This is a genomic window from Paenibacillus sp. MDV22-iso6 (assembly GCF_058408365.1).
Window position 1 is genome coordinate 74,161 of the sequence record NZ_JBZVDZ010000002.1, and the last position, 23,940, is coordinate 98,100.

Below are 23,940 nucleotides of genomic sequence, written 5' to 3' on the forward strand. Positions count from 1 at the left end.
GTTCGACCGTTTTTTTTTTGCCTTTCTGCTGCTTAGGTCAAATCACGTTGAACATGGAGGACGTAGGGGATCAGCAGAAGAAGCAGAGCCAGTGAAGCTATCAGGGCAAGCAGCAGGCTTCCTTGGGTTAATAGCAATGCTCCCAGAGCTGCACCGATCACAAAAATAACCCAGGACAGGGCGAGTACTGCCCATTCGGAAGCAGGAGCCTTACCCCGAACGGCTTTGGCCAGTGCCTGTCCAATACCGAATAATGTGCCTGTCACAAATCCTTTGCCCACATCAGCATGAGCAACCATCTGGTGCATGGTGTTTTGCATGCCCATGGCGATGGCAATCGGGAAAAGCACACTCTGGGTATGGAGGAATAGCAAAAATACAATGGCGCCGGCAAACAGCAGGGATTCAAAGCCCAAGATGCCCGCCAGTCTCCATTTTCCCGATCGATCTGTGATCAACGTACCGATAAAGGCGCCTACAACGAATAAAAAAATGACCAGACCTATATTCGTTAATACAGCGGAGTCTCCTTCAAATAGCGCGATACCAAGCTTGGTACTGTTACCACTCATGAAAGAAAGATAGATTTTCCCCAGCTGCAGATAGCCGACGGCATCAATGAAACCGGAGATCAGCACAAGTACACATGACAGTAGAAGCCGGGAAAGACCCGGCTCCAGTCGTTCTACGGTATGTCCCACACGTTTGCGATCACTGGTCGAATCGGAAGCAGAAGCCATGATGTCCAACCCCTTTTCCATGATACTGGAGTGGTTTCGTGATATATAACAGAAGGATCACTAACCCAAACCTATATTCAATAGGTACCGGTAGTGGTTGGACTATGACTTCAGTTTATTCGGGTCCGGAGCGATAAAAAGAGTATCATCCGGAAGTTGTGCGGCTTCCTCTTTGGACATTTCCAGATTAGTGGACAGCACATCATCCGGGTTGCCTGCGAGCCACTCGCTCAGATCAATAGCTTCATAGTGTCCGCTGTTGAACCCAATTAACACACGGCAGACCTCATCTCCCGTATTTTTGATATAGTGACCTGCACCCATCGGTGCATAGCCCACATCGCCTGCTTCGAATTGCTCTGTCACCGCATGACCTTCTGCCAGAAATACCGTCATTTCGGCAGTGCCGCTAATGTAATACTGCCATTCGTCGGCGTTGGGATGCCAATGCATTTCTCGTAATGCGCCTGGTTGCAGCTCGATCAATGATCCGGCCATCGTGGTGGAGATGGGGAAATCTTCGACAGTAACCGTGCGCTGGGTTCCGCCGCCTGGTGCACGTCTGGGCTGTTTGGCATGCAGCGGGTATCGGTGGGGAGTCGTCAGCTCAGAATTGCGGCGATAGGTTCCAGAAGAGGAGCTGTCATTAGGGACAGGCCCTTTGACAAAATACGCTTCTCCCTGAGGCAGCTTCGCTGCACGCTCTGGGGTAATTCCAAGATTCTGGGCAACAATGTTGTTCGGTGTATGAGACAGGAAATCGGTAATGCTGAACGTGTGATCTTCCGAGAAATCACCATTATCAAATATCAGAATAAAATGGCATTCGTCCGGTCCCAATCCCTGAATGGAGTGTCCGTAACCACGTGGAAAATACCATACATCTCCTGGCTCAAATGTATCGGTGTACGCATTTCCGTCCGGGTGAATGACAGTGGTGCGACAGGAGCCGCTGATCACATAAGCCCATTCTGCCGCATTGGCATGCCAGTGCAATTCACGCATGCCTCCCGGTTCGAGGCGCATGGATACGCCCGCTATTCCAATGGACGCAGGAAAATCCCGAACGGAAGCACCGCGGGTAATACCGCCTGGGCCCGTACGGGGTTCTTTTTGTTCAAGCCGATATTTGAAAGATGTCATCATGATTCCTCCTCATATTATATTAGGTACACATGTAAATAGTTAAATATGGCGTTCATATCTTTTACCCATATTTTGCGAAACTATTCAATTTATTCCTGATTAATATGAGGCAAAAGAGAGACTTTCATTCAAACTTTATGCTGATTTGTGTGTACATATTGTACTTAGGGTGCCTTATACGAGGTGTGATACGCTACATTTCCAGGTTTGTAATTAATGATTTTAAATAACTCATCTGCCATATAAGTGGGACTATGCTTGAATTCCTGCCGAATCCATTCAATAATCATGCCAAAGATCGCATGGGATTGATAACTTGCCAGCAGCTCGCGATTGATATGGGACGGAAATATTTCGTTGAGGTCCTGAAGAGCAAGGTCACGCAGAACATCGCAGATCATTTGCTGAAAATTGGACGATGCCTCCGATTTAACGACAAGGGTGTAGAATTGCGCATGCTGATGCACATGTTCGAAAATTTTGATTGCAGAAGAGGGCATATGACTTACTTCAAATATTTCTTTATCCAGATAGGGCTCACGATAGGATAAGACCAGATCCTTAATGATGTCATCGATGATCTCATTGAACAGGTCTTCTTTGTATTGATAGTGTCTGTAAAAGGTTCCCCGATTCAGATCTGCCAGCTGCACAATATCGGTAATGGATATTTCTTTGAATGACTGCTTTTGCATTAATTGAATGAGGGCATCCTTCAGCGCCGCTTTGGATTTCTTGATTCTTCGATCCATGGAACTCGGAATTTCGGTCATATGCAGTACTCCTCGTAAATAGGTATTTTAAGATAAAGTACATTCGGAATTAGAAGTGTTGATTAACGTACAATTGGGCAAGCTTTTACTGATTGAACAGGAATGCTATGACTTATTATACTAAGGATAAGAGTTAATGAACATTTGTTTGTTAACTTATTGTAAACGAATACATGGAGGATGATACAACATGAGACTTCAAGATAAAGTGGCTGTAGTAACAGGTGCGGGTTCTGGCATGGGCAAAGCAATTGCAACACTGTACGCGCAAGAAGGTGCTAAGGTGGTTGTATCGGATATCAATGAAGCCTCAGCGCAGGCGGTGGCTGAGGATATCAAGGCAAATGGTGGAGAAGCGACGTTTGTGGTTGCGAATGTGGCGAAGGAAGAAGATATTCAGAACCTGATCGATACGACAGTTAACACATATGGAACCGTGGACATTCTGGTCAATAATGCAGGCATTATGGACAGTATGGAACCAGCTGGTGACATTGTGGATGACAAGTGGGAGCGTATCTTTGCAATCAACACAACAAGTGTCATGCGTGCTACCCGCAAAGTGCTGCCAATCTTCCTGGAAAAACAAAAAGGCGTTATCGTCAACATCGCTTCAGCCGGCGGATTGCATGGTGCACGTGCAGGCGCGGCTTACACGGCTTCCAAACATGCAGTTGTGGGATTCACTAAAAATACAGGCTTCATGTATGCTCAACAAGGTATTCGCTGTAATGCAATTGCTCCGGGTGGGGTTGAAACCAATATTGCTTCCACAATGACAAACATTAACCACTTCGGTGCCAGCAGACAACAGCTGGGAATGGCGATCAATCCGCGTGCAGGTAAAAGTGAAGAAATTGCACAGGTGGCCCTGTTCCTTGGATCGGACGAATCCAGCTTCGTGAACGGAACAGTTGTAACGGCAGATGCAGGATGGAGTTCATACTAATCCGTCGTCCATAACTGAAATATGCAAAGAAGCTCATACCAGTGTATGGGCTTCTTTTTGCATGTCCACAACAGGCGAGAATGTGGAACATTAGGCCAATAGGACAAACGTTTGCACAAACATGTCTACGCGTTCCCGGATAACGTAAATAGGGACGAATCCCTAACAATCAAGCGGTGCGGAATAATAACTGGATTCTGAGGCAGGTGTTCACCGTTTAGAATTTTTAACAATACCTGAACCGCAGTATAGCCCAGCTGATAAGTTCCGATATCAATGGAACTAAGCGGCGGCGAAGCAAGTTCCGATAAAGCAATATTGTTAAAGCTCACAACACTTATATCTTCAGGAACGTTATATCCCAGCTCGGCCAGAGCGCGAAGCACGCCAAAGGCAACATTGTCGTCGATGACAACGAGGGCGGTTGGTCTGTCGGGTAGCGACATGAACAGGGACATCGCCCGGAAGCCGCTTTCCTGCAGGAATTCTCCTTCCACGATCCAGTCATTGTTAGCATCAAGACCGGCTTCTTCAAGCGCATTTTTGTATCCGAGCATGCGATCATGAGACAACGTCAAATCTGGTGGTCCGCTAACAAATCCGATTCGTTTATGCCCTTGGGCAATCAGATGTGTGGTTGCATCGAATGCTGTTTGTACATTGTTATTGTCCACCATCGGTGCATCGGGATGTGTTTCGCTACGGCCAATCAGCACAAAAGGAAACTTTTCCGCCTCCAAAAACGAAATAATCGGATCTTCCCTTTTGGAGCCAAGCAGCAAAATACCATCCACGCGTCGCCCATGTACCAGGCGGGATATAGCATTCAACTCATCGCTGGAAGACGTTTCGGTGGAGAGAAGAAGTTCATAATTCATGCGGGTGGCATGCGTAATGATTCCCCGAAGCAATTCTCCGAAAAAGTAGTTCTGAAACAGCTCTTCAGCAGGTCGGGGCAGCATGATACCCAGGGTTTGAGTCGTTTTGGAAACAAGGCTTTTGGCCATCATATTTGGATGATAATTCATTTCTTTCATGATTTGCTTCACTTTGAGTGACGTTTCCGAACTGATTCTGGGATGGTTGGAAATAACCCGTGAGACCGTAGAAGGGGATACACCCGCCAATTTGGCAATATCTTTGATTGTAATCATGTGAAAAATCCCTTCTGTACAAGCATTTCAACATGTCTCCTATGTTAATTCAAAGACTTCGATAAATCAATTGCTAACTGCATCATGGTGAAGAGGGGAAAGCAAAACAAAGGAAGACGGCGGGAGATCAAGCAAATCGGAAATTACAGGAACATAATCCATAAAAGTGAAGGAAAATGGACGAAAATGACTTGTGCAAACGTTTGTGCAAATAAAGTTCGCTATTGTATGATGTGATTGTTATTATAGCGCTTACATGACTTGAATCAACATACTTCCTAGAAAATTCATCCCGATTACATAAGGATTGTACCCATCTGAGGTTAATGTGAGCAAACGTTTGTATTACGTTCAAACGGATATAAGCTGAACTTCGGAATACCGGAACAGTACACAGAAAAACGGGTGAAAAGCGCGAGTACAGCATCGATCATGACTACGAAAAGGGGGAAATTCAATGAGAAAATGGCAGCAAGCAGCACTTGCAGGATTCATGGCACTCACACTTACCGCGTGTTCAAGCGGAGGTGGAGGCGCTGCGCCAACCACAACAGACAGCGGTGAGACTGGAGAAACCACAGTAACCGCGGAAAATATTCAGCCAGAAGAGGGCGCAAGCCTTGTCATATGGGAGGATAAAAATCAGCGCAGCTTTATTGAAGAACGGGCGAAGAAATTTGAAGAGAAATACGGCGTTTCTGTAAAAATCGAGGAATTGCCGCCGACGGATCAAGTGACCAAGCTCACTACGGACGGACCCGCGGGATTGGCTGCGGATGTGGTCGTTTTCCCACATGACAAGATTGGCAGCGCTTCAGAAGCTGGACTGATTTTGCCGAACGATATTTTTGAGCAACAGACTACACAATCCACTAGTGACAATGCGGTTAAAGCCGTAACCTTCAAAGACATCTTATACGGCTATCCCTACAGCGTAGAAACCTATGCGTTGTTCTACAACAAAAAGCTTTATCCCGAAGCACCGAAATCATTTGATGACATTATCAGCTTTGCCAAAACCTTTAATGACACCAAAAACAACAAGTACACTCTGATGTGGGAGCTACAGCAGTTCTATTACAACTTTGCTTATCTGGCTTCCCAGGGCGGATATATCTTCGGTGATGAAGGCATGAACAGCGAGGATATTGGCCTCAACAATGAGGGAGCCATCAAGGGCGGTCAGTTCTTGCAAACGCTAAAATCGGAAGTACTGCCTGTGAAGATGGGCGATGTGAACTATGACATCAAGAAAGGTCTCTTCTCAAGCGGGAAACTGGCCATGGATATTAACGGACCTTGGTCCATCGCCGATTATCGCAATGCTGGCATTGACTTCGGTGTTGCGCCACTTCCGGCGATTGAAGGCAAACCGATGACCTCCTTCTCTGGAGTCAAGGCATATTACGTCAATGCATTTACAACCTATCCGAATGCTGCCAAGTTGTTTGCAGCTTATCTCTCCAGTGCCGAATCCCAGATGGTCAACTTTGAGATGAACGGCACTCTCCCAGCCAATAAAGACGTGGCGGCAGATCCGAAGATTCAAGGGGATGAAATCACGAAGGCATTCCTTGAGCAATTCAACAACTCCACCCCAATGCCTTCACTTCCTGCCATGGATAGCGTATGGGGTCCCATCAGCGCGGCAATTACCGACATATGGGATGGAGGCAAGGATGTGAAAACCTCTCTGGATAACGCAGTCAAACAAGTCAAGGAGAGCCTTGCAACTGTCCAATAAAAAAGAAAGAGCAGGTGCAGAGGAAGTCAACATGTCCTCTGCACTCTGCTATAACTGATCGGTAACTTCGCTTGCCGGGAAGGAGTAGGAATGAATGAAACAACAGCATGTTCCAGTCACTGTTAAACCGAATCGAGAAAGACAGCATCGCATGACAGCGGCTGTGTTGTCCCTTGTCCTGCAAGGACTTGGACAGTTGTATAACCGTCAATGGATTAAGGGAATCTGTTTTCTGATCCTAGAGGGAGTAGGACTCGCATATCTGATTCCCCGTTTGAATCAGGCTGTATGGGGAGTATGGACGCTGGGCGAGCAGACGCAGCGTTTCGTCAAGGTCAATGGATCAACGGTGCTGCAACAGGGCGACCACTCCATCTTTTTGCTGCTCAACGGAATCATAGTACTTTTGGTATTTTTCGTTTTTCTTCTTCTATATATTTTCAATATTCGGGATGCGTACATCACGGGAAAATTAAGAGAGGAAGGCAAGCAGGCCACTGGAGCTTCTGCTTCCCTGAGATATCTGCTCGATAAACAATTTCCGTATCTTTTCCTATCCATCCCTGCGCTCGGAATCCTGTTTTTCACCATTATGCCGATTTTATTTACGATTACCCTGGCCTTTACCAATTACTCGGCACCGGATCATATTCCGCCCGCCAAGCTGGTGGACTGGGTCGGTTTCAAGACTTTTACGGATCTAATTCAGCTTAAATCGTGGAGCCATACCTTCTTTGGAGTATTAACATGGACCGTGATCTGGGCCATTCTGGCAACGGTGACTACGTATTTTGGTGGGGTGCTGGTTGCACTTCTCATCGAGCAGAAGGGTATTCGTTTCAAAAAGCTGTGGCGGACGATCTTCATTCTTCCGTATGCCATTCCGCAGATTATCTCACTGCTTCTGATGCGTAACCTGTTCAACGGACAGTTTGGTCCCATTAATACGTATATGAAGGCTTTTGGCCTTGAGGGGTTGCCATGGTTAACCGATCCATTCTGGGCAAAAGTTACAGTCGTCATTGTAAACATGTGGATCGGAATCCCGGTCAGCATGGTGCTCATACTGGGCGTATTGACGGCGATCCCACGGGATTTGTATGAAGCGGCTGAGGTAGACGGTGCGTCTGGCTTTCAGAAGTTCCGCATCATTACGCTTCCTTTTATCATGTTCGCTACAACACCGGTGCTCATTATGCAATTTGCCGGGAATTTCAACAACTTCAATGTCATCTTCCTGTTGACGAACGGTAATCCGCTGCGTGGTGATTATCAGTATGCGGGATCAACCGATCTTCTCGTGACCTGGTTGTACAAACTGACGTTGGATAACAACAAGTTCAATATGGCTTCGGCGGTCGGTATCATTATTTTCCTGATTATTGCGTCGTTCTCCATCTGGAATTTCCGTCGTTCCAAATCGTTCAAGGAGGAGGACATGATTCAATGAAAAAGCGCAATAATCCCATGCGTCTGACGATCAGCTATGTGCTGCTGGTCATCATTGCCATCGTATCGGTGTATCCCGTCTTGTGGATATTTCTCTCGTCACTGCGTCCAGGTGCGGCTCTGTTCAGTGAACGTCTGTGGCCTGAAGCGTTCACGCTGGCCCATTATGGGGAACTGTTTAATAACCCGTCGTTCATGTATGGAACATGGTATCTGAACACGTTGAAGATCGCCTTTTTCACCATGATTTTCTCAACGCTCATGGTCACTTTAGGCATGTATGCCTTATCCCGGTTCCGGTTTCGCGGTCGCAAGACCATTCTATCCACCATGCTGATCCTCGGGATGTTCCCGAGCTTCATGAGCATGATTGCCATTTATATTATTTTGCTTCAGATCAAATTGCTGGACACTCATGCCGCGTTGATTCTGGTCTATTCGTCTGGGGCCGTGCTGGGTGGATTTATTGTCAAAGGGTTCTTTGATACCATCCCGCGTAGTTTGGATGAAGCAGCACGAATTGATGGTGCCAGTCATCTGCGTGTGTTCACCAGCATCATTCTGCCGTTGTCCCGGCCGATGCTGACCTATGTAGCCTTAACCAGCTTTACTGGTGCATGGATGGACTTTATCTTTGCCCGGCTGGTACTTCGGACAAAAGAGAACTGGACACTTGCGGTTGGAATGTGGGATCTGGTTAGCCGCTATCAGGACAGTAACTTTACGATGTTTGCTGCCGGGGCGGTACTGATCGCTATTCCGATTACGTTGTTGTTTGTATTCTTGCAACGCTTCCTGGTGCAGGGGCTGACCTCTGGCGCCTCCAAAGGATAAAAGGATAAGAGGATAAACACCCAAATCGCATAGACAGCCTGTAGAACATACCCAGGCCACCAATCAGGCGCTTCTGAGAGGTTCCATTCATCGCTGGAACTGCTCCGGAAGCGCCTGCCTGCTGTTTGAGATCCGAATGACAAGAGGAGGAAAAGATCGATGGGAACGCTACAGTCCCCAGAACCGGAATTGGGACCGAACGGGGCTCTTGCGGCTGCGGAAAGTCAGAAAATGGCCAACAGGGCGCTTTGGCGCAATGTTGCTTATCGCAGAATTTTGTGTGGCTATGGCATCTCGGTATTTGGTGATTGTTTCAACGGCATTGCCATCAGTCTGTGGGTATTGCAGACCACGGGAAGTGCGAAGAGTATGGCAGCTGTACAAGTATGTAATATGGTCGTCAGTTTTCTGTTCGGATCATTCGCGGGTACGTTTGCCGACAGACTGGATCGCAGAACATTGATGTTGTCGTCGGATTTGTTTCGTGGGGCTATGGCGTTTATCATCGCGGTGAGTCTGTTTGTGCTGCATGCTCCTTTTCCAATCGTACTGCTCATGTTTTCCATTTCGATGTTTTCCAGCCTCTTTCAGGCGCCTGCATTTCATGCTTCGGTAACCAGTCTGGTGGGGAGGGAGCATCTGCAACAAGCTACAGGAACCATCCATCTGGTCGATAATATTGCCCGAATCAGCGGACTGGCCGCAGCGGGCATTGCGGTTTCTGCATTTGGAGGATTTACGGCTATTATGATTACGGGTGTGACCTTTCTGCTGTCTGCGATATGTGTGATGTTGGCTGGGCGTTTTCCGGATGTACAACGCTCTTCGATGCATAGAGGATCGTTCGTAAAGGAGTGGGGCGGTTCATTTTCCTACATCTTCGCACATCCCCTGATTCGTTCAATCGTTATTCTTAATCCGCTGCTGATTCTCTTCTTCATGTCAGCCATCATGCTTGTTCAAGTCATGGCCGTCAAAGTATGGCAGGCGAATCCTGTCCAGTTCGGACTGATCGAGACATGTATTCCGCTGGGGTACATGCTGGGTTCCGGAATTCTGATTGCCTCAGGCAATCGGCTGAAACGAAGGGGGCGATGGGTGTTCATCGGTCTGCTGGTTCTCGGCCCACTGTATATGCTGTTAGCCAATGTATCTTCTCCTTTGGTGGCCTTGCCGCTGATCATTGCTGGGGGAGCCATGTTTGCGTGCTGTACGATGTTAACTCAGATCATGATGCGTGCCGAGGTTCCCGATGAGCTGCAGGGTAGAATCTACGGGGTGCTCGGAACCATAACAAGTACAGCCCCGATCCTGGGATTAACGGTGGTTTCTGTTTTGGCTGATCAGTGGGGTGCTCAAACCGTGCTGGAGAGCCTCGGAGCATTGCTGTTGGTGGTAGGAATTATTGCGGCAGCAGGACTAAAATCCATTCGGAACTATCGATAGTAAATGCATGCCATAGATAAGGACGAGCCTAATCAAAGAACCCGGAAGCAGGCGCTTGTCGCGTCTGACTCCGGGTTGAATGATAGGACGGTGAAGGAATTAAGGCTGCCAGTCCACTGTAACGGTTGCGGTTCCACTGGTTGGTGTGGTGAAGGTATGATTATTGCCATTTTCCCACGTAATCGTAGAGCCGTTCTTTTTGAAAAACTTGAATTCCAGATTCGTTCCGGCAGGCACGCTCACGTCATAATACCAGGTTGGATAAGAATAGATGACCTGATTGAAGACCGGACCAATGGCTAGAGGGCCTGTAGACCAGTTCCCTAGCTCCGCAACATTGCCTGTCAGATAGAGATTCTGACCGAGTGTAGTAGATGCATTGTTGATGACAAAACGGATGGAAACCTGGTTGCCACTAAGAATCGTGAAATTGTTATAAGTGTTGCTGTTGACTCCGCTCGCTGCGACTTTAACTGCATAGTTGCCGGCAGCAACAGCAGGGATGGTCACTTTGATCTGAGTATCTTCCCAGGATGTGATGGCTGAACCGGTAACAGCGGTTGTACCGAAATAGACAGTGCCTTTGGTAGTACCAAATCCACGACCATCAATGGTAACAGTATTACCCGCTTTACCCATTACAGGGCCCACATGCCCGATAGTTGGTGTAGTGGTATTGGCTGTATACTGCCAGACCGCTGTAGCTCCTGCTGCCAAAGTGAAGTTAGCGACGTTACCTCCTGTAGAGGTAATGTTATTACCGCTTAATGCACCTGCAAGAACATCGTTGTATGTACCCGAAGGGAGTGAAGTGGTCAGACCACTGATGGATGTGGACGTCGAAAGATTACGGTTAACCGCTACGACAGCCACGTTGTTGCCGAATTTACGTTCATACACATACACATCGTTGTTAATCCAGCGCTGCTGAGTTGTTCCATAGGCGATGGCTGGATTGGTTTTGCGCAATGGAGCCAGCTTGCTGATGACGTTAAAAGCAGTTGTTGTTTTGGAGAACGAAGGCATTTTGGCACGGTTGTTAGGGTCGCCGTTACCTGTCAAATACTGCTCAGTGCCATAATAGATGGCTGGTACGCCCCGCGAGGTAAGTGTAAATGCAAGAGCTTGTTCCAAGCGACGGTTATTGACAGCACTTGTTTTGAAGCGATCCATGTCATGGTTATCAATGAAGGTCACTTGGTCATTCACCTGGGCATAATCAGCGGCTGTGCTGGTGATCATGGAATCCAGGGCAACCATCGTGGATGTGTTATCACGGAACACATTACGTACTTCATTGTTGAAACGGAAGTCGAGCAGACTCATACCGGATTGGTTGGCGAAGTTGGTATTGTCTGCATCGGATGCGGATGAACCCAGGAACCATTCACCAAACGTGAATACCGGTTTGTAGCCATAGATGGAGGACATCCAGTTCTTTTGCCATCCCATCGGCATATGCTTCACCGCATCCACCCGGATTCCGTCAATACCCATATCCAGCCAGAGCTTGATCGCATCCTTGAAGTAGGTGTCAATGGTGCTGTTATTGTGGTTCAGGTCAGCGAGATCATAGAGATTTTTGTAGATACCGTTCTCCAGTGTGGAGAAGTCGGAGCCGCCATTGTGGTGGAATAATTTGTTCGTATCATTGGTGTAGCCACCAAGCAGAGTGCCGTTATTGTATAACTTTCCATTCTCTGCGAACGAGGTGTCGGTTTCCATGGCAGGAGAGGTATGGTTAGGAGCAAAATCAATGATGACTTTAATGCCTTTGGCATGTGCCGTATTGATCAGGTTCTGAAAATCGGTCATCGTACCGAAAGCAGGATTGGTCTTCTTGAAGTCACGTGCCCAATAGCCGTGATAAGCCGTATTGTTGACACCGGAATAGTTAATCAGCGAGTAAATGTTCTCCACAGGCTGGGAAATCCAGAGTGCCGTAATACCCAGATCGGAAAAGTAGTTGTCATTAATCTTGTTGATCAGTCCTTGCCAGTCGCCCCCGCAATAGAGCTTCAGGTTAGAACAGGAGGCGTCATAGGCCGCCCCAGTAGGGTTGTTGGAGGGATTTCCGTCCAGAAAACGGTCGGTAAATACTTGATAAATAACATCGGTGCTGAAGTTCTGCTTGTTGGTAACAGCCGTATCAGCATCTGCGAATACGGAGGCCGCCGGGAATATGGGCAGTGCACTTCCGGCCAGCAAGCTGAAGCTCAGCGTGGTACTGAGGATGATTCGCTTGGTCCATTTGAACATTGGTAATCCACCCTTCGTTTATTAGATGTGAACTCTCTTCCTTGATTAGAAAAGCGCTTTCAATTTGGACGTTGACTAGTTATTCTTAACGTTATCCCCCCTTTATGAATGCCAACAACCCCGGCACCTCCTGCTGGAGTTACCGGGGTTGTCCTAAACCGATTGGGTTTAAAAGCATGGCCCTCTAGTTATAATCACAACGTTATGATAATTAAATAATGGTTTGGTTGTCAATAACTTTTTCTTGAGCATTTTTTTTCTATTTCTATATTTACAAATCAGGCTCAACAGATTTAAACTATTCGCAGACCCACCAATATAAGGGCTATGCATTTTAGAACATTTCGGTGTTTTAAAACAACCCCGTCTCTTCAGAGACGGGGTTGTTTGTCGATGTAGCCGAGGGAAGAACGAATCAGAACTAACAGAAAACCCCGATAGTGTAAAAGCGAAATCTATAGGAGAGGCGGTTGATGGATCAGTGAACACTCATTCTGTTATCGAATGTGTGGAAGGTTTCAAGGCGTCCAGGCTGGACAACACAAGAAAGATTTTTATCTATTTGCCACCAGGATATAAGGAGCATGTGGATGAACGCTATCCAGTGTTATACATGCATGCGGGTCAGAGGGCCTTCGGCTCTTCGACTGCGGGAAATGAAACGTGGCACGTAGATCAGGCGGCAGACCAACTGATTGATCAAGGCTTGATGGATGGACTGATCATTGTCGGAATTGCCCATGTTCGTCCAGTTACACACAATGAATTCTATCATTTTATTGCGCCTGCAAGAGAAGCGGTGAGTGTGGGCTGCTCAGGCCTGGATTATGAACACTTTATCATTCATGAGCTGAAACCATTCATTGACGAGCATTACCGCACACTTCCAGACAAGGACAATACGGGATTGCTTGGTTCTTCCGCAGCGGCACTCAGCACCTTCCATATAGGAACACGTCATCCTGATATTTTTGGCAAACTGATCATGCTCTCTCCCTTTTTCGTGGATGTGCAGCTGGATGAAACGTCGGAGAGCAGGTTACAGGAGGAGGATATGTACCTCTTGCCTGAGGGCAGTGCTCCCATTCAAATGTGGATGGATATAGGAGATGCAGAAGGATTATTTCTTCCTTACCAGGTAAGGAATGTAGCCCATCAGATGCTTGAACTGGGATATAAGTCTGGCAAGGACATCGCATTTCTGGAACAGCCGGATGCAGGTCATCAGGAGGCGGATTGGGGAGAGCGAGTTCATATTCCGCTACTGTATATGTTCGGCCGAATCGGCAATCCAGTCTCTCTGGAGCTGATGGGAAGGGACGTTATTGGATTGAAAGGCGGCATGAGCGGGCAGATCAATGCGCTGCTTCATTACGACAGCGGGTTCACCATGAGTGTGCTTGAAGGGGAATATCATTCCGATCAACCCGATGTTCTTGAGGTTCGACCCAATGGGGAACTGGTTCCTGTCAAGATGGGACATGCAATTGTTACCCTGACGGTGGGAGAGTTGACGGCATCACGGATGTACACGGTTGTGGAAGAATTATCGGGTCACGTGACAGTCTGCATGAGTGCCGAGGTACCCTTTCAAGACATGTATGATGACTCGATCTACGGAGGCATGGGCATGAAGCTTCTGCACACCGGAGGTGGCGATTATGAGGGCTGCTTCGAGGTTCCACGTGACAGCGGATTTCGGTTCAGGTTCACGCGAGGCTTCCGGCAGTTTGAAACCGATGCAGATGGCAAGGCACTGCCCAATCGGGTGTTTCGTGCCCATGATAACCTGTCTCTACATTACAAAATCCAGTCTTGGGGCAGTACGGCTGCCAAAGCCGGGAACAGGAGGTAGCCATGATTAGTCAACCATTTCAACCAACGATGGATATTCCGTATTATTATCCCTGCAATTTTCCTTTGATTCACGAAATCCTTCAGCGTCAGGGCTCGATAAGCAGTCTCGGCCTGTTGGCTTCCAGCCGCTTGTATAGTCTGACTTCCTGTTCGGATCGTGGCCTGATCAAGCCTTACTTTCATAAGCTGGATTATGAGGAGCCGATGTGGGAAGTGTTTGGAGAACGGGAGTTTGACAGCTTCGAACAAGGAAAGGCATATATTCGGGAACGGCTTGAAAATGAGGGGCCTTTGGTCGTTACAGGCACAAGTTATTGCTTGCCTTATGGGGATGATTATCGAAATCCCGAGTATATTCATAAACTCGTTAAACAAGACTCACGCCTGCATCTGGTCGATCATTGGCTGGCTGTGTACGGAATGGATGAGGAGCAGTTCTATGTCTATGACCCCGTTCCCTCCAAATACATGGGAGCTGTGTCATCACCTGATTTCCAAGAGTTCTGGAAAGGAAACAAAAATATCTCCGAGCTCGAAATAGCCCGGCGCAAAGAAACATTACGAACATATGGCACGATGGAGATCCGTGCAGTGGAAACACTCGACTCCGCAGGCTATCGGAACATGCTGCGCTCTGCGCTGGCGACACAGGCCCATGAATTCATCGCGGGCAGAACGATCTGGGAGGGCAATCGAAGCTATTATTTTGGACAGGCTGTCACATCACAATTGTTACAAAGATTGCACCCGGATGCCGAGGTGGATCGGGAACAGGAGAAAGCTATCTCCGCGTTCCTGTTCGACATGCGCTGGAGCCGCTACTTTTTCCGCGATTTGCTGGAAGAGGCCGCCCAATGGCTCGATTCTCCTCATGATCAATATGTTGCAGAATTCGGTGCAATGATTGCCCGATGGGAACAGGCGCATAAGCTGCTGCAGATCGCCAGAATGAAACGAAGCCCTGAATGGCGGGAGCAGTTAACAGATATTATCGAACAATTGGCGGCGGACGAATTACGCTGGTACGAAGCGCTAATGACGACACATCAGCATGCTGATCGCTTCAGACAGATCTCATCGACTGTGGAAAATCCCGCGCCTTCACATCGGGAAGTCATTGAGCGGATTGTGCTGGACAGCTGCGATGAGCTTAATCGGTACCATAACGCGCCCATTCCTCTAGAACATGGCTTGCAGGCGCCCCTATATGGAAGTCGGGGAAGACTGGACTCCCTAGAACTTGTAACTTTACTTGCGGTTGTCGAGCAAAGTGTTGAAGATGCGTTCGGTGTAGGGATAACCCTCGCGGAAATGGCGGCAGCTTCCATGCCAGAAAGTCCTTATCGAACGGTGGAATCACTGGTTGAATATCTGGAGGCGCAATTGAAACCTTGCCCAAAGGATGATGAGGGATGAATATCACTTTTCTTCTGGAACGGTTCGCCGCGTATGACCATCGTCCTGCGTTGATATGGAAGGACGAGCAGTATAGTTATAACTGGTTATTGGATCAGGTTCACACCTTTAGCCAGTGGATTTCCAGAGAAGGGATTGAAGGGACAACCGTTGCGCTTGAAGAGGATTATTCTCCTTATGCGGCAGCGGCATTGATCGCTCTACTGGAGCGGAATTGTATTGTGGTTCCGATGGATCGACACTTGGTCGAGGCTAAAAGGAATGAGTATACAGCGCTCGCTCAGGCAGAATGGCGCATGAGTGTTGGGGAAGGGGAAGCTATAGCCAGACGTTGCTCCGTGCAAGGCTCTCGGTCCCCGATTTTGGATAGGCTGAGTCAGGAAAAGAACGCAGGTCTGGTAATCTTCTCATCCGGATCGACAGGGCAAAGCAAAGCTGCTGTTCACAGCGCGGATCGTCTGTTGCACGGGTTCAGGCGGCAAGTCCGGCCGCTCTTTACCATTCCGTTTATGATGTTTGACCACATTGGCGGCTTAAACACGATGCTGCAATCCCTGTCCAGCGGCGGCTGTTTATGCGTCATACCGGATCGCTCCCCCCTGGAAGTATGCAAAACCATTGAAAAGTACCGTGTTCAGGCCTTGCCAGTCTCACCAACGTTCATGAATTTGCTGCTCCTTAGTGGAGTCTATCAGGAGTTCGATCTATCCAGTCTCGAAGTGGTCTCCTATGGTTCAGAGGTTATGCCAGAGGCGCTGCTTACCGCATGGAATAGACAGTTTCCGAATGTACGTACGGTGCAGGCTTATGGTATGTCGGAGCTTGGCATTCTGCCGACACGCTCCAAAAATTCCGGTTCATTGCTATTTACGGTTCGTGACGGAGAAGTCCGTTATCGGATTGTGGACGGGTTGCTTGAGATCCAAACAAAAACGGCCATGATTGGGTATCTGAACGCTCCGTCTCCGTTCACGGAAGATGGTTGGCTCCAGACCGGGGATGAAGCGGAGATGGAGGATGGCTACATTCGCATTTTGGGTCGCCGCTCCGAGATCATTAATGTAGGCGGACGTAAGGTTTATCCTGCGGAAGTGGAGAGTATTCTGGAACAAATGGAATTCATTGAAACAGCAGTCGTGAGTGGCGAGTCAAGTGGGATCATGGGACAGATGGTAAAGGCCACGGTCAGACTTACAGGTGAACAGACTCTTACGGAACTACGCAGACAAATCTGGGATTTTTGCCGAGACAAGCTACCCCAGTACAAAATCCCGCAAAAGATTGTGATTACTCAGGAGACATTAACAAGTTCAAGAATGAAGAAAATAAGAATTCCCGGTCCTATCTCCTCCGTTCGGGATGAGGTTGCGGCTAGCCTGGAGGAGGATATGGAAGGGACACAATACTGATTGAACGAATGAATAAAGTGACTCATGAATGCCAATGCAGCAGGGGACATCATGAGTTGTAATAGGAGAGGGGAACCTTCGGATGCATGACGCACCGATGGTTCCCCTTTTTTCACTTTGAGAGATAAACATACACAGTATTCTTGCGAATGATCTGGGATAGCATCGAGAAGGGCTGTTCATTAATGTAATTGTTATGCCTTAACGTGTGATTTGACATCCAACTGCAACAGGGAGAAACCGTACGCTTCCAAGTCCAGCTTCAGCTTGTTCTGCTGAGTTTCCCGAGTTGTGGCTGAGAATACATTACGCCAAGTTCCTTGGTGTAGTGGCAACTCCATACTGCGTGGTTCTTCACTTGCATTCAGGACGAGTACAAATTGTTCCCCGGTCTCCTGATCCTTGCGTCCAATGGCAATGCACGGGTCTCCTGCTTCCGCGTAAATCATGGTGATGTCCGCACTGCGCAATGCAGCGTGTTGTTTACGCAGGGCAATGGCTTGGGTGAAGAAATCGAGCAGATCCTTGTTCTGCTTCTGTTCGTCCCACTCCATACATTTGCGACAACCTGGATCATAGCCACCATCCAGCCCTACCTCGTCACCATAGTAAATACAAGGAGCACCTGGGTACGTAAGCAGCAGAATGACAGCTAGCTTCATCTTGCGTACATCCCCTTCACATAGGGTGAGGAGTCTTGGCGTATCATGACTGCCGAGCAGGTTGAAAGCTGCTTCGGTTACAGGCTGTGAATAAGCAGCAAGCAGTTTGCCAACCTCGTTGGCAAATCCGAGGCCGTCCAGCTTGCCAAGCACAGCGTAATCCATGACTGAATTCGTGAAAGGGTAGTTCATGACTGCATCAAATTGATCCCCCTGCAGCCACATGATGGAATCATGCCAGATTTCGCCTAGTAGATAGGCATCCGGGTTAAGTGATTTGACCGTTTGCCGGAATTCACGCCAGAACTGATGGTCTACCTCATTGGCAACATCCAGCCTCCAACCGTCGATACCCATATCCTGAATCCAGTAACGGGCCACCTCCAGCAAATATTCCTTAACCTCGGGATGCTCTGTGTTCAGTTTAGGCATAAGAGGTTCAAAGGCAAAGGTATCATATGTGGGAATACCATCCTCAATACGTGCCGGCCATTCTCTGACATGGAACCAATCCGCATAACGGGAAGCAGCCCCTTTTTCAAGCACATCCGCGAATGGAAGGAACTCTCTGCCTGAATGGTTAAACACTGCGTCCAGAACTACCCGTATGCCGCGTTCATGACATGCATCCACAAGTTCCTTCAATTTCTCATTGGTGCCAAAGTGCGGATCGACCCTCAGGTAGTCTGCGGTATTGTACTTATGGTTGGTTGTAGCTTGGAACACTGGGCAGAAATAAATGGCGTTAATGCCAAGTGTACTCAGATGATCGAGGTGGTCCAGAACTCCTTGAAGGTCACCTCCGAAAAAATTGACAGGTGTCGGTTCACCGCCCCAAGGTTCAGCATTCTTTGGACTGATAGACGGATCACCATTGGCAAAACGTTCAGGGAAGATCTGATAGAACACCGCATCCTTAACCCAAGCAGGTGCCTCGAAGAAATCCACCGGATTCATAAATGGAAAATCGAAAAATTCCAACGGATGATCAGGCAGAGCCTGTTCGAATCCCCGTTCCGTCATCCAGACCGATTTCTCTCCCTCGATCAGTTGGAAGCCGTAGCGTAATCTGCGGTAAGGTGGTTGCGCTTCCACTTCCCAATAATCGAACAGGGCATCACGGGCAAAGATTCGCATCGGAAGGTGGAGAACCGTACGATCCCATGCATATTTATCCCCGATGATGGCGATAACAGCATCCAGGTCGCCCCGCTTGGAACGGAGCCTCAGGTGCATGGTGGAACGGTCATATACGTAGGACCAATTCATTTTGGGACGATGATAAATAGCTTCAAGTAACATAGCATTCACTCCTTATCTGGGATGGATCATATGGCTATAAACGCAAAAAAGGCACAACCCCAATGTTCACGAGGTTGTACCTTTCGGCAGCATAGCCTTTTGATTATAGTGCTATTATACGAACTAAATTGGAAAAAGAAAACACTTTTTTTTCCTGAAATCTCAATTTGTTTATTGTGGAACAAATGGTGTGTCCTGCTTCATGTGTGAGGTAGAATGATTCACAATCAACACACATTTTGGTGGACTATTATTTAAAAATCATACCCAAGCTTATTGGCATAAGCAGAGATTTCTTTATGATATTTCTCGATACTTTTCTTACCGGTATCAATTTTGGCATTGGCTTGTTTCAGGACAGCGCTGTTTACCGTTGTTTTGGAGACAGCCTTTTTAGCGAGTTGGAATCCTTCCAGCTGTGTATAACTACCTTTGATCAAGTTAGCATGGATTTTTTGCAGTTCCGCATTTTGCGGTTTAATCAGCTTCAGCTTGGATACATATTTGGTGTAGTTAGGAATCGCTGTGTTGGTCAATTTCAAGAAAACGGACTTACGATTGGAAGATGTAATGTAAAATCCACCGCCCAAAGCGTTGAATGCTTTCTCCTCATATACGGATGCGCTATCCAGTTGATCCAGGTAGTTCAAGAAATCTTCTTCTTCGGCTGTAGGGATCGGTTCTTGTTCTGACGTGTCAACTTCTTCATAGTATTCGTCTTCCGAATATGTAGTAGTTGAGTCATCCGCAGCAGCGGCATAGGACCCTGCAGGTGCGAATACTCCGCCGAGCAAAACAAAACTCATAATGATGGATAGTACCCATGATTTCTTCACGTTCTAATTTCCCCTATCTATATATGTGATATTATTCCAATGGATAATCTAACATAGCACGACAAGAAATTACAGGAATCGATTGACAGAGATGGAATCTATAATACATTGTGAATTAACAAAAGGGAGGGTAGGAGTCCCAACAGCATTGTCATATTTTCTAATGAATAATTAATGTAGTTAGATGAATAAAAATAGACCTCGAATAAGGTCCCTTTTTGGATAAATCTAAATAGGGGCCGTTTTTTTTCTTGAATCTGCCCAAAATGGACGTACAGAGAGCGGTCAGATGATATAATCAAGTGAAGTGTTATTATCTCACCAAGTATTTTCGAAAAGGTTTTCGGTAAGTGGTCTATTGTTGTTTGTAACCGCAATCATAATACACACAGAAAGTGAGAGCTGAGATGAATCAGAAAAAGCTTTTTACGGATGGATGGCAATTTGCGAAAAGTAAGCTGGATGTTACGGAGCCTGCGGGGTTAACGTTTGAACCGGTTGAGCTTCCTCATGATTGGCTGATCTATAATACGCTTGAACTGTATGAGGACAGCATTGGATGGTATCGCAAGACATTCCCATATACGAAGGATGAGCAGCAGCTTCTGCTTTGCTTTGACGGGGTGTATATGGATTCTTCCGTATATGTAAACGGTCAGCTTGTTGGAGAGTGGAAATACGGCTATTCGGCTTTTGAGCATGAGATCACGAGTGCTTTGGTGGAAGGTGACAATGAAATCGTAGTCAAAGTTGTGCATCAGAGTCCCAACAGCAGATGGTATTCGGGGGCTGGAATTTATCGCAATGTGTGGCTCAAAACGAGAGATCGGAATCATATCGTCACAGACGGTACCTATGTTTCGATTCAGCAGCAGCCAGAAGGCTGGCAGGTTGAGGTGGATACGGAGCTAAGTCTCAATCAGAACGCACAACTGGTGCACACGATTTGGTATCAGGGTAATCAGATCGTATCCAGCAAAGCGGACGTTACAGCTGCAGCGGGTAAAGACACCGGACATGAAGAGATACAATCCAACACCCAACAGCTGACGGTCGATCTTCCGAATTTATGGAGCCCGGATGAACCGAATCTGTATGATCTGGTAACGGAACTGCAAGTAGCTACAGGTGAGCAGGGCTATGAGACGATCGAGACCGCCACACAGCGGATTGGTTTCAGGAATATCAAGCTGGATGCAAACGAAGGATTCCACCTGAATGGGGTCAAAATGAAGCTGAACGGCGTGTGTGAACACCATGATCTCGGGGCGCTCGGGGCTGCTTTTAACCTAACTGCGCTGCGCAGAAGATTTGTGCTGTTGAAGGAAATGGGCGTTAACGCCATCCGGACTGCTCATAACATGCCTGCCAAAGAGTTCATGGAACTTGCGGATGAGATGGGTATGCTGATCGTTTCGGAAGCGTTCGATATGTGGGAGAGAGCCAAGACCCCTTACGACTATGCGAGATTTTTCCCGGAATGGGCACATACCGATGTGAAGAGCTGGGTGAAGCGTGACCGTAACCATGCAAGTCTGATTATGTGGAGTATCGGTAACGAGATTTACGACACTCATGCGGATGAGCGGGGGCAGGAAGTAACCCGCATGCTGATGGATTATGTATTGGAATTTGATCCAAAAGGGAATGCAGGCGTGACGATTGGTTCGAACTACATGCCGTGGGAAAACGCACAAAAATGCGCCGACATCGTGAAGCTCGCAGGTTATAACTACGCGGAAAAATACTACGACAAACATCACGAAGAACATCCGGACTGGATTATCTATGGTAGTGAAACGTCGTCTGTGGTGCAGAGCCGTGGGATCTATCACTTCCCGTTCGAGCAATCCATACTGGCAGATGATGATGAGCAGTGTTCGGCACTTGGGAACAGTACGACAAGTTGGGGCGCGAAGTCGGCAGAATACTGCATTTTGGCAGAACGAGATACGCCGTATTCCTTGGGGCAGTTCCTGTGGACCGGATTTGATTATATTGGAGAACCAACACCGTATCATACAAAGAATTCGTATTTTGGACAGCTGGATACAGCAACGTTCCCGAAAGATTCCTACTATATCTACCAAGCAGCCTGGACGGATTACAAGAAAAGTCCGATGGTTCACCTGTTCCCTTACTGGGATTTCAGTCCTGGTCAGCTGATCGATGTACGCGTGTGCAGTAATGCGCCGAAGATTGAATTGCAGCTGAATGGCAAGACAATCGGCACGTATGATATCGACCATGCAAAGGGAACCCAGCTGGCAGGCTGGTGGAAAGTGCTATATGAAGAAGGCGAGCTCAAAGCGATCGCTTATGATGAACACGGAAACGTAATTGCAACGGATGTGCAAAGATCCTTTACAGATGCGAAGAAGATTCGTCTGCAAGCCGATCGGGAGCAGCTGCAAGCGGACGGTACAGATCTTATTTTCGTGGAAATTCAAGTGGAAGATGAAGCGGGCAATCCCGTGCAAAATGCAAACAACCGTGTGCAGGTCCAAGTGACAGGTGCAGGTCGTCTGTTGGGTCTCGATAATGGAGATAGCACGGACTATGATCCATACAAAGGTCTTAGTAGAAGATTGTTCAGCGGCAAGCTGATGGCAATCATCGGGGCAACGAACGAATCAGGAACGGTACGGATCGAGGTGACCTCGGAAGGATTGGGAAGTGCAGCTGCCGAGTTCGAATCACGAGCTGTTGCAGGCGCAGGAGATCGTACCTTAGGTGATTTCGGGGCCGCTGCAGGTCAGAAGCAAACCGTACTCGTGAGTAATACGGAACGTCCGGTTCTGACGGGACGCGCGCAGGAGATTCCTTTGCGGAAAATCGAGATTATCAGCGAAGGTGGACAGCTATTCGATCCATCGAAAAAGCAGATGACGGTGAGCGCCAAGCTGTATCCGGAGAACACATCCTACCGGGATATTGAGTGGGCAGTTGTGAACGACGCAGGTATCGAATCCAACATTGCCAAGGTCGAAGCCAACGGTCTGGAAGTCATCGTATCCGCTCTGGGCGATGGGGAATTCCGTCTTCGTGCGACGAGCAGTAACGGTACCGATAAAACGAAACTGATCTCCCAACTGGAGTTCAAAGCAACAGGTCTGGGTACGGCTTACAAAGATCCATACGGCTTTATTACTGGCAGGCTGTACGATTACACCAAAGGGGATGTCGGTAACGGCAATGAACGTGGGGTAGCGACAAGCCGGGACGGGGAGACACATGTGGGCTTCCGCAATATCGACTTCGGGCCGTACGGCTCCGATACCATTACGATTCCAATCTTTGCGTTGTCCAGTGAAGAGTACTTCATTCAGATCTGGGAAGGTATGCCGGATGAAGAGGGAAGTACACTGCTGGCAGATGTGGTGTATGACAAAGAATCCAGATGGAATGTGTATCAGGAAGAGACGTATCATCTGTCCAAGCGGCTGAGCGGGATTACGTCGATCTGTTTTGTACTGAAGCAGAAGATTCATATCAAAGGCTTCTCGTTCGAGCGCCAAAGCCGGGCATTTGAACAGAATACGGCTGCATCATGCGATCATCTCTACGGGGATACGTTCAAGATCGAGGGTGATCATGTTGAGGGGATCGGAAACAATGTGTCGTTGGAGTTTGAAAATATGGACTTCACGGCAGAAGGCACGTCCAAGCTTGTGATCTATGGACGTTCAACAATCGATAAAAACACGATTCATATCCGCTTTGCAGGTGAGGATGGACAGAGCAATCAGCTGGTCGAATTCACACAGTCCGATGGATATGAGGAGCGAGTGTTTGAGCTTGAGCAGGTTAAAGGTGTGCAGAAGGTGACCTTTATTTTCCTGCCGGGTAGTCAGTTTGACTTTGGCTGGTTCCGGTTCGAGAAGTAGGACGAAAGATATAGTAGTTCAGGGATAGAGATGATTTATATCAATCCTCTTCAAGTAAACGGTATTTGTTAAGAACA

The 23,940-nt window shown here is 47.7% G+C and carries 16 protein-coding genes; 9 read left to right on the forward strand and 7 right to left on the reverse strand.

The features are described from left to right. Positions 1-32 precede the first annotated feature (32 nt). From AC4PM4_RS06605 to AC4PM4_RS06615, 3 genes are all read right to left on the reverse strand, one after another. Positions 33-740 (reverse strand): YoaK family protein, encoded by a 708-nt coding sequence (locus AC4PM4_RS06605; protein ID WP_269054778.1) that lies wholly within the window; start codon positions 738-740, stop codon positions 33-35. Between the two features lie 102 nt (positions 741-842). Further along, positions 843-1,883, reverse strand: a complete 1,041-nt coding sequence (locus AC4PM4_RS06610) for a cupin domain-containing protein (RefSeq protein ID WP_491613149.1) — start codon at positions 1,881-1,883, stop codon at positions 843-845. 167 nt (positions 1,884-2,050) lie between these two features. Further along, positions 2,051-2,659 (reverse strand): TetR/AcrR family transcriptional regulator, encoded by a 609-nt coding sequence (locus tag AC4PM4_RS06615; protein ID WP_072735068.1) that lies wholly within the window; start codon positions 2,657-2,659, stop codon positions 2,051-2,053. Positions 2,660-2,849: 190 nt separating this feature from the next. Here AC4PM4_RS06615 and AC4PM4_RS06620 point away from each other — a divergent pair, with 190 nt between their 5' ends. Then, on the forward strand, positions 2,850-3,608 hold the full coding sequence (locus AC4PM4_RS06620; RefSeq protein ID WP_064640518.1) for an SDR family oxidoreductase: 759 nt from the start codon (positions 2,850-2,852) through the stop codon (positions 3,606-3,608). A gap of 125 nt (positions 3,609-3,733) precedes the next feature. On the opposite strand, the gene AC4PM4_RS06625 is transcribed toward AC4PM4_RS06620, so the two are convergent. Beyond that, on the reverse strand, positions 3,734-4,762 hold the full coding sequence (locus tag AC4PM4_RS06625) for a LacI family DNA-binding transcriptional regulator (protein ID WP_400347418.1): 1,029 nt from the start codon (positions 4,760-4,762) through the stop codon (positions 3,734-3,736). A gap of 457 nt (positions 4,763-5,219) precedes the next feature. On the opposite strand from AC4PM4_RS06625, the gene AC4PM4_RS06630 reads away from it, so the two are divergent. The 4 genes from AC4PM4_RS06630 to AC4PM4_RS06645 all read left to right on the forward strand — a co-directional run bounded on the left by AC4PM4_RS06630 (position 5,220) and on the right by AC4PM4_RS06645 (position 10,235). Beyond that, complete coding sequence (locus AC4PM4_RS06630; RefSeq protein ID WP_063566015.1) at positions 5,220-6,506, forward strand: sugar ABC transporter substrate-binding protein; 1,287 nt, start codon at positions 5,220-5,222, stop codon at positions 6,504-6,506. 94 nt (positions 6,507-6,600) lie between these two features. After that, positions 6,601-7,956, forward strand: a complete 1,356-nt coding sequence (locus tag AC4PM4_RS06635; RefSeq protein ID WP_063566014.1) for a carbohydrate ABC transporter permease — start codon at positions 6,601-6,603, stop codon at positions 7,954-7,956. Beyond that, a complete protein-coding gene (locus tag AC4PM4_RS06640; RefSeq protein WP_024628944.1) occupies positions 7,953-8,789 on the forward strand; it encodes a sugar ABC transporter permease in 837 nt (278 codons plus the stop codon). The genes AC4PM4_RS06635 and AC4PM4_RS06640 overlap by 4 nt, the downstream gene beginning before the upstream one ends. 159 nt (positions 8,790-8,948) lie before the next feature. Continuing rightward, positions 8,949-10,235, forward strand: coding sequence for an MFS transporter (locus AC4PM4_RS06645; protein WP_491613150.1), 1,287 nt, complete (start codon positions 8,949-8,951; stop codon positions 10,233-10,235). A 99-nt stretch (positions 10,236-10,334) separates the two neighbouring features. On the opposite strand, the gene AC4PM4_RS06650 is transcribed toward AC4PM4_RS06645, so the two are convergent. After that, on the reverse strand, positions 10,335-12,494 hold the full coding sequence (locus tag AC4PM4_RS06650) for an alpha-amylase family glycosyl hydrolase (RefSeq protein ID WP_491613151.1): 2,160 nt from the start codon (positions 12,492-12,494) through the stop codon (positions 10,335-10,337). Positions 12,495-12,975: 481 nt separating this feature from the next. On the opposite strand from AC4PM4_RS06650, the gene AC4PM4_RS06655 reads away from it, so the two are divergent. From AC4PM4_RS06655 to AC4PM4_RS06665, 3 genes are read left to right on the forward strand one after another with little or no spacing between them, the layout of a single operon-like run. Beyond that, positions 12,976-14,349 (forward strand): alpha/beta hydrolase, encoded by a 1,374-nt coding sequence (locus tag AC4PM4_RS06655; protein WP_491613153.1) that lies wholly within the window; start codon positions 12,976-12,978, stop codon positions 14,347-14,349. A 2-nt stretch (positions 14,350-14,351) separates the two neighbouring features. After that, the gene (locus AC4PM4_RS06660) at positions 14,352-15,767 is read left to right on the forward strand and encodes a hypothetical protein (protein WP_491613154.1); all 1,416 of its coding nucleotides are present in this window, start codon (positions 14,352-14,354) and stop codon (positions 15,765-15,767) included. Next, positions 15,764-17,176 (forward strand): ANL family adenylate-forming protein, encoded by a 1,413-nt coding sequence (locus AC4PM4_RS06665; RefSeq protein WP_072735074.1) that lies wholly within the window; start codon positions 15,764-15,766, stop codon positions 17,174-17,176. Before AC4PM4_RS06660 ends, AC4PM4_RS06665 begins: the two co-directional genes overlap by 4 nt. A gap of 194 nt (positions 17,177-17,370) precedes the next feature. Here AC4PM4_RS06665 and AC4PM4_RS06670 read toward each other — a convergent pair whose 3' ends face one another. Both AC4PM4_RS06670 and AC4PM4_RS06675 read right to left on the reverse strand, forming a co-directional pair. Further along, positions 17,371-19,140: an alpha-glycosidase gene (locus tag AC4PM4_RS06670; RefSeq protein ID WP_491613156.1), complete on the reverse strand. Its 1,770-nt coding sequence runs from the start codon at positions 19,138-19,140 to the stop codon at positions 17,371-17,373. Between the two features lie 254 nt (positions 19,141-19,394). Then, positions 19,395-19,976: a hypothetical protein gene (locus AC4PM4_RS06675; RefSeq protein WP_269054785.1), complete on the reverse strand. Its 582-nt coding sequence runs from the start codon at positions 19,974-19,976 to the stop codon at positions 19,395-19,397. Positions 19,977-20,383: 407 nt separating this feature from the next. Between AC4PM4_RS06675 and AC4PM4_RS06680 the strand changes: the two genes are divergently transcribed. Then, on the forward strand, positions 20,384-23,863 hold the full coding sequence (locus AC4PM4_RS06680; protein ID WP_491613158.1) for a glycoside hydrolase family 2 TIM barrel-domain containing protein: 3,480 nt from the start codon (positions 20,384-20,386) through the stop codon (positions 23,861-23,863). Positions 23,864-23,940: the final 77 nt, after the last annotated feature.

Bases quoted from the DNA above. Each gene is read 5' to 3' on its own strand.
- AC4PM4_RS06605 (WP_269054778.1), bottom strand. From the start codon at position 740: ATGGCTTCTGCTTCCGATTCGACCAGTGATCGCAAACGTGTGGGACAT.
- AC4PM4_RS06610 (WP_491613149.1), bottom strand. From the start codon at position 1,883: ATGACATCTTTCAAATATCGGCTTGAACAAAAAGAACCCCGTACGGGC.
- AC4PM4_RS06615 (WP_072735068.1), bottom strand. From the start codon at position 2,659: ATGACCGAAATTCCGAGTTCCATGGATCGAAGAATCAAGAAATCCAAA.
- AC4PM4_RS06620 (WP_064640518.1), top strand. From the start codon at position 2,850: ATGAGACTTCAAGATAAAGTGGCTGTAGTAACAGGTGCGGGTTCTGGC.
- AC4PM4_RS06625 (WP_400347418.1), bottom strand. From the start codon at position 4,762: ATGATTACAATCAAAGATATTGCCAAATTGGCGGGTGTATCCCCTTCT.
- AC4PM4_RS06630 (WP_063566015.1), top strand. From the start codon at position 5,220: ATGAGAAAATGGCAGCAAGCAGCACTTGCAGGATTCATGGCACTCACA.
- AC4PM4_RS06635 (WP_063566014.1), top strand. From the start codon at position 6,601: ATGAAACAACAGCATGTTCCAGTCACTGTTAAACCGAATCGAGAAAGA.
- AC4PM4_RS06640 (WP_024628944.1), top strand. From the start codon at position 7,953: ATGAAAAAGCGCAATAATCCCATGCGTCTGACGATCAGCTATGTGCTG.
- AC4PM4_RS06645 (WP_491613150.1), top strand. From the start codon at position 8,949: ATGGGAACGCTACAGTCCCCAGAACCGGAATTGGGACCGAACGGGGCT.
- AC4PM4_RS06650 (WP_491613151.1), bottom strand. From the start codon at position 12,494: ATGTTCAAATGGACCAAGCGAATCATCCTCAGTACCACGCTGAGCTTC.
- AC4PM4_RS06660 (WP_491613154.1), top strand. From the start codon at position 14,352: ATGATTAGTCAACCATTTCAACCAACGATGGATATTCCGTATTATTAT.
- AC4PM4_RS06665 (WP_072735074.1), top strand. From the start codon at position 15,764: ATGAATATCACTTTTCTTCTGGAACGGTTCGCCGCGTATGACCATCGT.
- AC4PM4_RS06670 (WP_491613156.1), bottom strand. From the start codon at position 19,140: ATGTTACTTGAAGCTATTTATCATCGTCCCAAAATGAATTGGTCCTAC.
- AC4PM4_RS06680 (WP_491613158.1), top strand. From the start codon at position 20,384: ATGAATCAGAAAAAGCTTTTTACGGATGGATGGCAATTTGCGAAAAGT.